Origin of the sequence: Clostridium thermobutyricum, from assembly GCF_000371465.1 — a bacterium.
GTDB lineage: Bacteria > Bacillota > Clostridia > Clostridiales > Clostridiaceae > Clostridium > Clostridium thermobutyricum.
Genome location: NZ_KB850956.1, coordinates 1,206,822 through 1,220,725 on the forward strand (window position 1 = coordinate 1,206,822; position 13,904 = coordinate 1,220,725).

Genomic DNA, 13,904 nt, shown 5'->3' on the forward strand with positions numbered 1-13,904 from the left:
ATGAGTGAAAAAAATGAAGTTATTTTAGAAGTAAAAAACTTGTGTAAGTATTTTCCTGCTAATAAAGGGGTTTTTTCAAAAAAAAGTTTTGTAAAGGCTGTAGATAATGTTTCATTTACAATAAAGAAAGGTGAAACTTTAGGATTAGTTGGAGAATCAGGATGTGGAAAAACTACAACAGGAAGAACTATATTAAAGCTTTATAATCCAACTTCAGGAGAGATAATTTTTAATGGAGAAAATATAGAAAATAAAAAAGATAATGAAATGCTTCCTCTTAGAAGAAAAATGCAAATGATATTCCAAGATCCATATGCTTCTTTAAATCCAAGAATGACAGTAGGAGATATTATAGGAGAAGCTATAGATATTCATGGTCTTTATAAAGGAAAAGAGAGAGAAGAGAGAATAAGATATCTTTTAGATAAAGTTGGACTTAATGGAAGTCACATAAATAGATATGCTCATGAATTTTCAGGAGGTCAAAGACAAAGAATAGGAATAGCTAGAGCTTTAGCTGTAGAACCTGAATTAATAGTTTGTGATGAGCCAATATCAGCACTAGATGTTTCTATACAAGCGCAAGTTATTAATATGCTTGAAGAGCTTCAGGAGGAACTTGGGTTAACTTATTTATTTATAGCTCATGATTTATCTATGGTAAAACATATTTCAACTCACATAGGAGTTATGTATCTAGGACAAATGGTAGAAAAAGGATTAAGTGATAACGTATATTTAAAACCAAAACATCCTTATACAAAAGCTCTTTTATCAGCTGTGCCAGTTCCAGATCCAAATTATTCTAAAAATAATATAAGAATAGTTTTAGAGGGAGATATACCATCTCCAATAGATCCACCACCTGGATGTAGATTTAAATCAAGGTGTAAAGAAGCTAAAGAAATTTGTGCATGTGAAACTCCAACTTTAAAAGAAGTGGAAAAAGGACATTTTGTAGCATGTCATTTATATTAGGAGATATAAATTTTCGTTAAGGAAATATATATTATTTAAAAATAAAAGGGGGAAAATTTATGAAATTAAGAAAAATAAAAAGTTTATGCACATTGGCAGTAACAGTTACAATTTGTGCAGGAATTTTTGCAGGATGTGGAGGAGCATCAGAAGGGGGAAAAGATGCGAGTAAACCTTTAGTTTATAATGTTGGAGCTGTTATTGAAACAATTGATCCAGCATTAAATACAGCTGTAGATGGAAGCACAATTATAGGAAATGCTTTTGAAGGGCTTATGAGGCTAGACGAAAATGATAAAGCAATTCCAGGAGTAGCAGAAAGTTATGAAATATCAAAAGATCAAAAAACTTATACTTTTAAATTAAGAAAAGATGCTAAATGGTCAGATGGAAAATCTGTAACAGCGAAAGATTTCCAATATGCATGGCTTAGGTGTCTAAATAAAGATACAGCTGCTGAATATGCATATCAAATGTTTTATATTGATAAAGCAAAAGAATATAATCAAGGTAAAGCAAAAGCAGAAGATGTTGGAATAAAAGTAATTGATGATAATACTTTAGAAGTTAAATTACATTCTGTAACTCCATATTTCTTAGGGCTAACTGCATTTGCTTCATATATGCCATTAAGAGAGGATGTTGTTGAAGGAAATAATACTTGGACAGAAAAAGGAGAAACTTATATTTCAAATGGTCCTTTCCAATTAAAAGAATTTAAAATGAAAGATTCTTATGAATTTGTTAAAAATGAAAACTATTGGAATAAAGATAATATAAAAATTTCTGGAGTTACTTATAAAATGGTAGCTGATGAAAATACATCATATGCAACTTTACAAAATGGAGAATTTGATGTAATAGGAAATGTTCCATCTGAAATGATTAAGTCAGGAACAGAAGAAGGAATAGTTCAAACTTTCCCTAATCTAGGAACTTATTTCGTTTGCCTAAATGTTAATAATAATACTGATAAATTAAATTCTGAAGTTAAAAAAGCACTTCAAAACAAAGATGTTAGAAATGCATTAGCATTAGCTATAGATAGAGATGCAATAGTTACTAAAGTAACTAAATCTGGACAAGTTCCTTCAGCTAGTTTTACTCCAGCAGGAATACAAGATCCATCAGGAAAAGACTTTAAGAAAAATAAATTTGATCCAATGGATTTTAAAGGAAATAAAGAAGAAGCTAAAAAGTTATTAGCAAAAGCAGGATATCCAGAAGGAAAAGGTCTTCCTAAATTAGAAGTATTGTATAACTCAGAAGGTGATGGACATAGAAAGGTTATGGAGATTATACAACAAAATTGGAAAGAAATTGGTGTTCAAGTTGAACTTAAGAATCAAGAATGGGCTGTATTCTTAAATACAAGAAATAAAGGAGACTATCAAATTGCAAGACATGGATGGTCAGCAGATTATATTGATCCAATGACATTCTTAGATATGTGGGTAAGTGGAGAAGAAGGAAACCAAGCTAGTTGGGGGAATAACGATGCTCACTTTAATAATAAAGAATATGATGAATTAATAGAAAAAGCTAAGACAGAATCAGATCAAAATAAGAGATTTGAATATATGAGAAAAGCAGAAGATATTCTTCTTGATGAAATGCCAGTAATTCCATTATATGATTATACAAAAACTTATGGAATAAATAAAAATATTAAAGGAATTCACGCATCAACACTAGGCCAAATTTATTTTGATAGAGTAACAATAGAATAATTTAAATAATAAAAACATCTAGATAAAAATCTAGATGTTTTTTTATTAAAGACCTATTACGTCATTCATATCATAAAGACCAGGTTTACTTATATTACCCATATATTCGCAAGCTTTAAGTGCTCCTATAGCAAATACATCTCTAGAAATAGCGTTGTGAGAAAGTGTAATAACTTCTCCAATACCAGCAAATATAACATCATGATCTCCAACAATTCCACCACCACGAATAGCATGGATTCCTATTTCATTTTTTTCTCTTTTCTTTTGACCATCTCTACCATGTACATATTGAGTTTCTTCACTTAATGAATTTTTTATTGTATCTGCAAGTAATATTGCTGTACCACTTGGAGCATCTACCTTTTGATTATGGTGTTTTTCAACTATTTCTATATCATAGTTTCCATAAAGAAGAGGAGATACCTTTTTTAATAACGAATTTATTAAGTTTATTCCAAGAGACATGTTAGCAGATTTGAAAAGAGGTAATGTTTTACTTTTTTCATCTATTAATTTTAAGTCATCTTGAGTAAATCCAGTTGAGCATATAACAAGAGGTTTATTTGTTTTTTCTGTAAGAGTTAATAATCCTCTTAAAGCATCAGCTCTTGAGAAATCAAGAAGAACATCGTATTCTATATTAACTTCTTCAGGAGAATGAAATACTGGATATGAAAAAGAATTATCATTTCTATCAATTCCACCAACGATTTCTAAATTATCAAAATCAGTTTCTGCAATTTTGCTTATAACAGTTCCCATTTTACCTGAACAACCATTTAATAAAATCTTAACCATTTTAAATCTCCTTAAATTAAATTGTGTTTTTCTAATTCTTTTTTCATAATAGACTCTAATTTCTTATCCATTTCATATAATGGAAGTCTTAAAGGTCCAACTTCTAATCCCATTAAATTAAGAGCAGTCTTAACTGGGATTGGATTAGTTTCTAAGAAAAGAGAATTAGCAAGTTCTAAAGTTTCTATTTGAATTTCAGTACTTTTTTTACAATTTCCATCTAAATAAGCTTTTGTCATTTCATGAACTTTTTTAGGCATTACATTAGCAAGTACTGAAATAACTCCTTTTCCTCCAAGAGACATAATAGGAACTATTTGATCATCATTACCTGAATAAATATCTAAAGCGTCACCACAAAGAGCTTTTATTCTTGCAACTTGACTTATATCTCCACTAGCCTCTTTTACAGCTACAATGTTTTTTAATTTTGAAAGTTCTTTTAATACTTCTGGTGACATATTCATGCTAGTTCTACCTGGTACATTATATAAAATAATTGGTGTATTTACAGAAGCATTAATGGCTTCAAAATGTTTAATAAGTCCAGCTTTATTAGTTTTATTATAGTAAGGTGTAATAACTAAAAGTCCATCAACACCAATACTTTCTGCCCATTTACTCATAGCTATAGATGAGGCTGTGCAGTTAGAACCTGTTCCTGCTATAACAGGAATTCTTTTGTTAACAATATCTACTGTAAACTTTATAACTTCTTTTTTTTCATCTAAAGTCATTGTAGTAGCTTCACCAGTTGTTCCGCATATTATTATTGAATCTGTTCCTTCTTTAATATGCCACTCAAGAAGTTCTTTTAATTTTTCGAAATTAACTCCGTCTTCTGTAAAAGGTGTAACTAAAGCAACACCTGAACCTTCAAAAATTGTCATTTGAAATCCTCCATTTCTACTTGTTTATCATTAATTCAGCAATTTGTACTGCGTTTAAAGCAGCACCTTTTCTAATATTATCAGCTACAACCCACAAGTTTAATCCATTATCTATGCTGAAGTCTCTTCTTATTCTTCCAACATAAACTTCATCTTTACCAGTTACTGAAAGTGGTGTAGGATATTTTAATTCTTCTATATTATCATATACAACAACACCTTTTGCTGTGTTTAAAAGAGAAACAATATCAGAAACTTCAAATTCTTTATTAAGTTCTAAATTAATGCTTTCACTGTGAGAATTTAAAACTGGAACTCTTACTGTGGTAGCAGTAATTTTTAAATCAGGATTATGAAGAATTTTTCTAGTTTCTTGAATCATTTTCATTTCTTCTTTAGTGTATCCATTTTCTAAAAATACATCTATGTGAGGAAGACAGTTTCCTGCAATAGGATAAGGGAATTTTTTTGGCTTAACTCCTTTAAGTCCATCTTCTAAATCTTTTATTCCTTGCATACCAGCACCTGAAACTGCTTGATAAGTAGAATATATAACTCTCTTAAGACCATAAGCATCATCAATTGCTTTTAATACAGGCATAGCTTGTATAGTTGAGCAATTTGGATTAGCAATTATTCCATTATGCCATTTTATGTCCTCAGGATTTACTTCAGGAACTACAAGTGGTACTTTAGGATCCATTCTCCAAGCACTACTATTATCAATAACTACAGCTCCAATTTTTGAGAAAATAGGTGCAAACTCTAGGCTTGTATCACCTCCGGCAGAAAATAAAGCAAAATCTAATTCTTTATCTTCAATATTCTCCTTACAAGTTTCAATTACTGTATATTCATTACCTTTAAAAGTCATCTTTTTTCCAGCTGATCTTTTAGATGCGTAAAGATATAGGTTCTTTATTGGGAAGTTTCTCTCATCTAGTATTTCAAGGAATTTTCTTCCTACATTACCAGTTGCCCCAACAATAGCAACATTATACAAATTAATCCCTCCTAAAAATTATATTTATAAAAATATTTATACAATAACTATAAGTTTTTATAAGAGAAATATCAAGGCTTATGGAAGAATTAGTGAAAAAATAAAAGTTAAAAATTTTTTATTTAGAATAAAGGAAAAAATAATGGGAATAATAAACATAAAATGAGTGCAAGGGGAATAAAAAATGAGCAAAACACCATTAAAAAAAATAATAAAATCTAAATTAAAAACAAATAAAGAATTGACTGAAGCGGAAAAGCTTAGAGAAAAGCTTAAATATGAAATAGCAGAAGAGTTAGGGTTAAAAGATAAGGTTGAAAAATTAGGTTGGGGATGTTTAACTTCAGAAGAAACAGGAAGAATAGGTGGGCTTATGACAAAAAGAAAAAAAGAACTTAAAATTCCAACTAATGACCAAATTTTAGGAAGAAAAAAATCTTAAGTTTGACTAAATAGGATAATAATTATAATATATGTTTATATTTGTTTAAACCGATTGGGGGATTATACTATTATGGCATATTGTGAATTTGCAAAAATATATGATGAACTTATAAATGAAGATATAGATTATAAAAAAATTGGTGATAAAGTATTAGATATATGTGAAAGATATAATGTAGATAAAAAAAGTTATCTTGATTTAGCTTGTGGAACAGGTAATGTTTCAATAGAAATAGCAAAACAATTTAAAGAAGCATTTGCAGTTGATTTATCTGAAGAAATGCTAAGAGAAGCTTTTGAAAAATTTAAGAAAGAAAAGATAAGAAGTAGAATAGTAAGACAAGACATGACAGAACTTAATCTTAATCATAAGTTTTCATTGATAACATGTGTATTAGATTCTACTAATTATATAATAGAAGATTCAGGAATAGTAAATTATTTTAAAAGTGTGTATAATCACTTAGAGAAGGATGGAATTTTTATTTTTGATATAAATTCTTATTATAAGCTTTCAGAAGTATTAGGAAATAATATTTATACTTATAATTCAGAAGAAGTTTTTTATAGTTGGGAAAATACATTTGAAGATTCAATAACAAATATGTTCTTAACTTTCTTTATTAAAGAAGGAGAACTTTATGAAAGATTCGAAGAAGAACATTATGAAAGAGCATATAAAGAAGAAGAAATAGAAAATTATTTAAAAATGGCAAATTTAAGTGTATTAGAAAAATGGGATGGATATTCTAATAAAGATGTAAATGAATATTCTGAAAGAATTCTTTATGTAGTTAAAAAAATGGAGGTATAGTATATGAAAGATAAAATTGTAAGAGGAACAGCAAAGAATGGAATGGTTAGATTCATAGGAGGTATGACTACTAACTTAGTAAATGAAGGAACAAGATTACATAATTGTACTCCAGTTGCATCAGCAGCATTAGGAAGAATGTTAACAGCAGGAAGCCTTATGGGATGTCTTTTAAAGAGTGAAAAAGAAGTAGTTACCTTAAAAATAGATGGTAAAGGTGAAGCAAAAGGAGTAACTGTTACAGGACATTTTGATGGATCAGTAAAAGGATATATTGGAAATCCTATTATAGATTTACCTTTAAAGCCTAATGGAAAGCTTGATGTAAGTGGAGCAATAGGAAAAGATGGTATGTTATATGTTATAAAAGATTTAGGTCTTAAAGATCCATATGTGGGACAAGTGCCTATATACACAGGAGAAATAGCAGAAGATTTTGCTTATTATTTCACTGTTTCAGAACAAACACCATCAGCTGTATCTTTAGGTGTATTAGTAGATAAAGATTTAAGCATAAAATGTTCAGGTGGATTTATTATACAAATGATGCCTGATGCAGATGAATTATTAGCTGATGTAATAACATATAGATTAGAAGAGATGCCACCAATAACAACTTTATTAGATCAAGGAAAAGATATAAAAGAGATTTTAGAAATGATATTTGAAGATATGGATATTAATTTCTTAGAAGAAATAGAACCATCATATAAGTGTGATTGTTCAGAGGAAAGAGTTGAAAAAGCTCTTATAAGCATTGGAGCAAAAGAACTTGAAGATATATACAAAGATGGAAAATCAGAAGAGATAAAATGTCATTTCTGTGGTAAAGCATATATATTCACAAATGAAAAAATAGGAGAACTTTTAGAAAAAGCAAAAAATAAATAATTGGATAATAATAAAAAGCTATCGAGGATTTTGTCGATAGCTTTTTTTATTTTCAAAGTATTTTTTGAATTTTATTGGTTAAAATACAGTGGTAAAGAAAAAATAATTAAATATTGTAGATAAAGATAAATTTTCGTTTAGCTTTATCTAATTAAATTTAGAAACATTTATTATACGTACGAGTATTATATAGAAGAATTAAATAAGGAATATTCCACCACGATCAATTAATGGTGAGTCTTTTAGGTTAATATAGGAAACTTTATTGGAATGTAAAAATTTTTTTACTTCATTTCCATACTTATAATGCTCTAAAGAACCAAAAAAAATCATAGTATTTTCATTTATTAAGCCACCTACACCACCTATAAAACCATAATCTAAACCAGGAAGTTCTATATCACCTGGTGGAAGAAGTAAAACATCATAACCGTTATTTTTTAACTCTTCACATGATTTTATATCTGATGTAATAAAAGAATTTCTAGATACTTTAAGTATAGAACAATTTGAATATCCTTGTTTTACATTTATTTTTTTTAAGTGAGAACAGGATGATAAAAGTTTTTCATCTGTAAATTTAAAATTGTGTAATATAAAATCTTCGGTAATAAGTGCATTTAAAGGAATATCATAAGGATAATTTTCTTTAAGCTCACTTTGAGAAAGAATATATGGAATTTGTTTTTCATTTAATATTCTTAAAAAATCTTTATCAATATTTTTTTGTACCACTAAAAATGTTTTTTTACAATTTACTAATGATAATTGGATGTCAACATGACCATCTATAGCAGGATAAAGTGAAGGACATTTAGGAACTAAAATTGGAGAAAGTCCTAATTTTTTTAAATTCTCTAATTCAGTAGAAGTTATTCTATAGTCGACAAAGCAAAACACAATATACCTCCTTTATTTTATATATTTGATTCTAAGTTACTACTAGAAACACAAAAAATCAAGTTATAGGAAAAGAGTTTAATTGTGGAATATATGTTAAATTAATGTTTGTATATACAAATAATTTTAAATACATACTATTACTAGAAGGGAGTGAACTCTATGCTTGTACTGAAATTGGCTTACATGGGAGAATTGGATTTTATAAAAGAGTTACAAGATTTGAAAACCCTACTTAAAACAAAAAATATAGTAATAGGATTAGTTGAAAAGATAGAAGGTGAAACTCATATTATAAAAGTTATGTGTGAGGATGAAAGTGAGAGTGTACACCAAAAAATAAAATTCTATATAAGTGATATTTTATATAGAATAGTAATAAGAGATTATAAAAAAAGAGAAATGTTTCAGCTTATAAAAGATACTTATTTTTTTCTTAGACAAGATGAAATATTAGAGATAGAAATTTTAATTATGAAAGTTCTATATAGAGAAAATAAAATAGAAGATGAAACAGGAGTTTTTTGTGAAAATAAAATAAATAAAATAATAGAAAAAATAAAGGAATGTTTAGAAGAAAATAATGAACTTAATATAAATGGATTTATAACATTTAGAATGAGGAGCTTAAGAGGAGATATAGAGGAAATAATAGATAAAGTAATACAAAGATATATGGTTGATAAAGAATATAAAGAATTTATAAAATTATTAAAATATTTTGTTGAGATTCAAGATAGCAAGATGAATAAGATAAATATAATAATTGATAAAGATGGGAAATACAGAGTAGAAGATGAAGGTGGAAAAGATATATTTAATCAATTTACTAAAGAAATTGGAGATAGTAAAATAGGAATAGATGCGAATATTGAAGATGTAATAATAAGTGGATTAATAACAAATGCGCCTAAAGAAATATTAATTATGGGTAGAGAAAACTGCTTAAATAAAGAATTTATGAGGACTTTAGATAAAGTTTTTGAAGAAAGAATAATTTATTGTGATTAATAATAAAAAAAAAGTGTTGACAATAAAAAATAAATAATATACAATAAGTTTTGTTAAGAAGAAACAGCCGTTTCTCACCAGCAACTCGGTAGATGTTCGCTTGGTTTTAAATTATCTTTTTAGTTTAGATAGTTCAGGACGGCTTAATGCCGTCCTTTTATTATATGTATTCTTTTATTAGTTAAAGACGGAGGTGGAAGCCATTAGTAAAAATTATATTGCTAACGAAGAAATAAGAGGAAAAGAAGCAAGAGTTATTTCAAACACTGGAGAACAACTTGGAATAATGTCAGTTAAGGATGCTTTAAATAAAGCATATGAAGAGGATTTAGATTTAGTGTTAATATCACCAAATGCAAATCCACAAGTTTGCAAAATAATGGATTTAGGAAAATTCATATATGAGCAATCAAAAAAAGAAAAAGAAGCAAAGAAGAAGCAAAAAATCATTAACATAAAAGAAATAAGATGTAGTCTTACAATTGAAGAAAATGATATTGCAATAAAAGCTAAAAATGCAAGAAAGTTCCTATTAGATGGGGATAAAGTTAAAATCACTGTTAGATTTAGAGGAAGAGAAATGGAATTAACTCACATTGGTGAGAGAATTCTAAACAACTTCTTAGGTAAGCTAGAAGACGTATGTATCGTTGAAAAGCCAGCTAAAAAAGAAGGAAGAAATATGACAATGGTTTTAGGCCCTAAAAAGGCATAACACTTGAGAGGAGGATTTTATCATGCCAAAAATGAAGACACATAGAGGTGCAGCAAAAAGATTTAGAAAGACAGGTACAGGGAAGCTTAAAAGAGCAAAAGCTTTCAAAAGCCACATACTAACTAAAAAAAGCCAAAAAACTAAGAGAAATCTTAGAAAAGGTGGATACGTAGATAGTACACAAGAAAAAGTAATGAAGAAATTATTACCATACCTATAAGAATTAGGATACAGGAGGTTTTTAAAGAATGGCAAGAGTAAAAAGAGCAGTTAACGCTCGTAAGAATCATAAAAAAGTTTTAAAGCTTGCAAAAGGATACTACGGTGGAAAGAGTAAGTTATTTAAAACTGCTAACGAATCAGTAATCAGAGCATTAAGAAATGCATATGTTGGAAGAAGATTAAAGAAAAGAGATTACAGAAGACTTTGGATCGTAAGAATAAATGCAGCAGCTAGAATGAATGGACTTTCATACTCAAGATTCATGAACGGAATCAAATTAGCTGGTGTTGACATAAACAGAAAAATGTTATCAGAAATCGCTATAAACGATGCTGCAGCATTTGCTGAATTAGTAGAATTAGCTAAAAAACAAATAAATGCTTAATTAATATAAGAATGCGACTTAGGTCGCATTTTCTTTATATTTTTTTAAATTAAAATTTTGTAAATAAAATATTTGAAAATTGTGTATAATAGGAGTATATAAATAAAAGCAACTATGAGGTGAGTAATGGAGAAAAAAACTATAAAAAAATTTAATTTGAGTGGAGTGCAAGTTTTATCATTAGGTTTTGCAATAGTAATACTTATAGGGGCAATACTTTTAAGCTTGCCAATTTCATCCACAAGTGGTAAGGCTACAAACTTCTTAGATGCTCTTTTTACATCAACATCAGCAGTTTGTGTTACAGGATTAATAACTCTAGATACAGGAACATATTTTAATATGTTTGGACAGACTGTTATAATGTTATTAATTGAAATTGGTGGATTAGGATTTATGTCCTTTGCTACTTTTATAGCAGTATTGTTAGGTAAAAAAATAACATTGAAAAATAGACTACTTGTACAAGAAGCAATGAATACTTTTAGTATACAAGGCCTAGTTAAAATGGTTAAGTATGTATTAGGTTTCACTTTTGCGGTTCAATTTTTTGGAGCATTATTACTTTCTACTCAGTTCATTCCTCAATTTGGAGTTTTAAAAGGAATTTATTTTAGTATATTTCATTCTATTTCAGCTTTTTGTAATGCTGGATTTGACCTTATGGGACATTTCAGTAGTGTAACAAGTTATGTGAATAATCCTGTTATATTATTGACTATTAGTGCTCTTATAATAATAGGTGGGTTAGGTTTTACTGTATGGCTTGAAATTTATAATTATAGAGGAATTAGAAAAGTATCAGTTCACTCAAAAATAGTAATTGTAACTACAATTATTTTAATAGTAGTTGGAACTATCTTAATGTTTATTTTTGAAATGCATAATAGTGCAACTTTAGGAAATATGAATTATGGTGAAAAATGGTTAAATTCATTTTTTGCTTCTGTTTCTCCAAGAACAGCAGGATTCAATAGTGTTTCTACAGATGGAATGACTATATCAGGTAAATTTCTTACTATACTCTTAATGTTTATAGGAGGTTCACCAGGATCAACAGCTGGTGGATTAAAAACAGCTACTTTTGGTATAATAATATTAACAGTAATATCTGTTATAAAAGGTAGAGAAGATACTGAAGCTTTTGGTAGAAGATTTTCAAAAGATCTTGTATATAAAGCATTTGCTTTACTTATGATAGGAATTATGTTAGTAATTGTTGTAACTATGATACTTGCAATTACTCAACCTAATGAATCATTTATAGATCTTTTATATGAAGCTACTTCAGCATTTGGAACTGTTGGTCTAACTACAGGAGTTACACAAAGGTTAAATACTATAGGGAAAATAGTTATAATGATAACAATGTATCTTGGAAGAGTTGGTCCAATGACAGTGGCATTAGCATTTATTAGAAATAAGGTTAAGCAAAGCCACAAATATCCAGAAGGTAAGATATTAATTGGTTAAGGGGATGATTAAGTTATGGCAAAAAAACAATTTGTTGTAATAGGACTTGGAAGATTTGGATCTTCCGTAGCAGAAACTTTATTTAATGTTGGACATGAAGTAATGGTAATAGATAAAGATGAAGATTTAATTCAAGATATATCAGATAAAGTTACACATGCAGTACAATTAGATGCGACTGATGAAAATGCATTAAGAAGCCTTGGTCTTGGAAATTTTGATGTTGCAGTAGTTACAATTGGTTCTAATATACAAGCAAGTGTAATGGCAACATTACTTGTAAAAGAATTAGGAGTTAAGTATATAATAGCAAAAGGAAATAGTGATTTACATGCAAAGGTTCTTTATAAAATTGGAGCTGATAAGGTTATATTACCTGAAAAAGATATGGGAGTTAGGGTAGCTCATAACCTTGTTTCAGAAAGTATACTAGATTTTATAGAATTATCACCTGATTATAGTATAATGGAAATTCAAGCTTTAAAAGAATGGAGTAATAAAACTGTAAGAGAACTTAAATTAAGAAGTAGATATGGCATAAATGTAATGGCTATAAAAAATAACAATGATATAAATTTATCTCCTTCTCCAGATGATGTTATACATGAAAAAGATATATTAGTTGCTATAGGATCAGCAGATGACTTAAATAAGTTAGAAGGTATGATAATTAAGTTAAATTAATAGAGGTGGGACTTTGATTTATATAGAAAGTAAAGATAATAGCTTTTATAAAGAAACAAAAAAGCTTAAGGAGAGAAAATACAGAAATAAACTTAAAAAATATTTTATAGAAGGGTTTAGATTAGTAGAAGAAGCCTTAAAAGCAAATGTAGAATTAGAAGCTATAATATTTGTTAAAGAAGTTGAAGAAAAAGTCCTAGAAATTTTAGAAAAATATAATTATAAAGGTAAGGTTTTTGGTATTTCAAAAACCCTATTTCTAGATATATGTGATACAGAAAATCCACAAGGTATTGGAAGTGTAGTTAAACTAAAAAATGAATCTAAGAAACTAGAAGGAAGTTTCTATCTTCTATGTGATAAAGTTCAAGATCCAGGTAATCTAGGAACTATAATAAGAACAGCTCATGCAGCAGGTGTTGAGGGAATTATATTGACTAAAGGAACAGTTGATATATATAATGAAAAAGTTATTAGATCTACAATGGGATCAATATTCTATGTAAATATATATTTAGATGATGAAAGTTTTTCTATAATTAAGGATTTAAAGAATAGAGATTATAAAATTATAGCTACGTCTCTTAAAGAAAGTAATAATTTTTTTGAAGAGGATTTAAGTGGAAATATTGTTTTAACTGTAGGAAATGAAGGAAATGGTGTTTCAGATGAAATATTTAATCTTTCAACAGTAAAAGTAAAAATACCAATGCCAGGTAAAGCAGAATCACTAAACGTTGGAGTAGCAACTTCTATAATTCTTTATGAAAAAGTAAGACAAAATATGTCTAAATAAAACATTTCCTTGAAATTATTATAAAAGGAATGTATAATTTATGTAGTAAATTTAATAAAAAAAAGTAATGATAGAGAGAGTAGGTATATACTAACTTTTAGGGAGAAAAAATCATAGACTGGAAGTTTTTTTAAGATTAGATATATTGAAGTTCACTCAGGAGCTC

The 13,904-nt window shown here is 28.2% G+C and carries 16 protein-coding genes and 1 other annotated feature (1 of these 17 only partly in view); of the genes, 12 read left to right on the forward strand and 4 right to left on the reverse strand.

Going from position 1 to position 13,904, the window contains the following annotated elements; genetic code table 11:
• Nucleotides 1–978 (forward strand): ABC transporter ATP-binding protein, encoded by a 978-nt coding sequence (locus HMPREF1092_RS05550; RefSeq protein WP_002597649.1) that lies wholly within the window; start codon nucleotides 1–3, stop codon nucleotides 976–978.
• Nucleotides 979–1,037: 59 nt separating this feature from the next.
• The gene (locus HMPREF1092_RS05555; protein WP_002597650.1) at nucleotides 1,038–2,708 is read left to right on the forward strand and encodes a peptide ABC transporter substrate-binding protein; all 1,671 of its coding nucleotides are present in this window, start codon (nucleotides 1,038–1,040) and stop codon (nucleotides 2,706–2,708) included.
• A gap of 45 nt (nucleotides 2,709–2,753) precedes the next feature.
• On the opposite strand, the gene dapB is transcribed toward HMPREF1092_RS05555, so the two are convergent.
• Genes dapB through HMPREF1092_RS05570 form a run of 3 tightly spaced genes read right to left on the reverse strand, consistent with a single transcriptional unit; the run spans nucleotide 2,754 to nucleotide 5,402 of the window.
• Entirely contained in the window at nucleotides 2,754–3,509 is a 756-nt protein-coding gene (gene dapB, locus HMPREF1092_RS05560) for a 4-hydroxy-tetrahydrodipicolinate reductase (RefSeq protein WP_002597651.1), read from the reverse strand.
• An 11-nt stretch (nucleotides 3,510–3,520) separates the two neighbouring features.
• Nucleotides 3,521–4,399, reverse strand: coding sequence for a 4-hydroxy-tetrahydrodipicolinate synthase (gene dapA / locus HMPREF1092_RS05565; protein WP_002597652.1), 879 nt, complete (start codon nucleotides 4,397–4,399; stop codon nucleotides 3,521–3,523).
• A 16-nt stretch (nucleotides 4,400–4,415) separates the two neighbouring features.
• Entirely contained in the window at nucleotides 4,416–5,402 is a 987-nt protein-coding gene (locus tag HMPREF1092_RS05570) for an aspartate-semialdehyde dehydrogenase (RefSeq protein WP_002597653.1), read from the reverse strand.
• A 184-nt stretch (nucleotides 5,403–5,586) separates the two neighbouring features.
• Between HMPREF1092_RS05570 and HMPREF1092_RS05575 the strand changes: the two genes are divergently transcribed.
• The 3 genes from HMPREF1092_RS05575 (at nucleotide 5,587) to hslO (ending at nucleotide 7,551) form a co-directional block, all read left to right on the forward strand.
• Nucleotides 5,587–5,844 (forward strand): alpha/beta-type small acid-soluble spore protein, encoded by a 258-nt coding sequence (locus HMPREF1092_RS05575; RefSeq protein ID WP_002597654.1) that lies wholly within the window; start codon nucleotides 5,587–5,589, stop codon nucleotides 5,842–5,844.
• A 72-nt stretch (nucleotides 5,845–5,916) separates the two neighbouring features.
• Nucleotides 5,917–6,660, forward strand: coding sequence for a class I SAM-dependent DNA methyltransferase (locus HMPREF1092_RS05580; RefSeq protein WP_002597655.1), 744 nt, complete (start codon nucleotides 5,917–5,919; stop codon nucleotides 6,658–6,660).
• Nucleotides 6,661–6,663: 3 nt separating this feature from the next.
• Nucleotides 6,664–7,551 carry an Hsp33 family molecular chaperone HslO gene (gene hslO, locus HMPREF1092_RS05585; RefSeq protein ID WP_002597656.1) on the forward strand — a complete coding sequence of 296 codons (888 nt, stop codon included), beginning with the start codon at nucleotides 6,664–6,666 and terminating at the stop codon, nucleotides 7,549–7,551.
• A 198-nt stretch (nucleotides 7,552–7,749) separates the two neighbouring features.
• On the opposite strand, the gene HMPREF1092_RS05590 is transcribed toward hslO, so the two are convergent.
• Entirely contained in the window at nucleotides 7,750–8,451 is a 702-nt protein-coding gene (locus tag HMPREF1092_RS05590; protein ID WP_002597657.1) for a DUF6873 family GME fold protein, read from the reverse strand.
• 162 nt (nucleotides 8,452–8,613) lie between these two features.
• On the opposite strand from HMPREF1092_RS05590, the gene ytxC reads away from it, so the two are divergent.
• The 7 genes from ytxC to HMPREF1092_RS05625 all read left to right on the forward strand — a co-directional run bounded on the left by ytxC (nucleotide 8,614) and on the right by HMPREF1092_RS05625 (nucleotide 13,738).
• Nucleotides 8,614–9,462: a putative sporulation protein YtxC gene (gene ytxC, locus HMPREF1092_RS05595; RefSeq protein WP_002597658.1), complete on the forward strand. Its 849-nt coding sequence runs from the start codon at nucleotides 8,614–8,616 to the stop codon at nucleotides 9,460–9,462.
• Nucleotides 9,463–9,655: 193 nt separating this feature from the next.
• Nucleotides 9,656–10,177, forward strand: coding sequence for a translation initiation factor IF-3 (gene infC, locus HMPREF1092_RS05600; RefSeq protein ID WP_002597659.1), 522 nt, complete (start codon nucleotides 9,656–9,658; stop codon nucleotides 10,175–10,177).
• 22 nt (nucleotides 10,178–10,199) lie between these two features.
• Nucleotides 10,200–10,397, forward strand: a complete 198-nt coding sequence (gene rpmI, locus HMPREF1092_RS05605; RefSeq protein ID WP_002597660.1) for a 50S ribosomal protein L35 — start codon at nucleotides 10,200–10,202, stop codon at nucleotides 10,395–10,397.
• Between the two features lie 28 nt (nucleotides 10,398–10,425).
• Nucleotides 10,426–10,785, forward strand: coding sequence for a 50S ribosomal protein L20 (rplT, locus tag HMPREF1092_RS05610; protein WP_002597661.1), 360 nt, complete (start codon nucleotides 10,426–10,428; stop codon nucleotides 10,783–10,785).
• A gap of 126 nt (nucleotides 10,786–10,911) precedes the next feature.
• Nucleotides 10,912–12,258, forward strand: coding sequence for a TrkH family potassium uptake protein (locus HMPREF1092_RS05615; RefSeq protein ID WP_002597662.1), 1,347 nt, complete (start codon nucleotides 10,912–10,914; stop codon nucleotides 12,256–12,258).
• A gap of 15 nt (nucleotides 12,259–12,273) precedes the next feature.
• Complete coding sequence (locus tag HMPREF1092_RS05620) at nucleotides 12,274–12,942, forward strand: potassium channel family protein (protein WP_002597663.1); 669 nt, start codon at nucleotides 12,274–12,276, stop codon at nucleotides 12,940–12,942.
• 13 nt (nucleotides 12,943–12,955) lie between these two features.
• On the forward strand, nucleotides 12,956–13,738 hold the full coding sequence (locus tag HMPREF1092_RS05625; RefSeq protein WP_002597664.1) for a TrmH family RNA methyltransferase: 783 nt from the start codon (nucleotides 12,956–12,958) through the stop codon (nucleotides 13,736–13,738).
• Nucleotides 13,739–13,796: 58 nt separating this feature from the next.
• Nucleotides 13,797–13,904 (forward strand) — a binding site (T-box leader) (it continues 118 nt past the right edge of the window).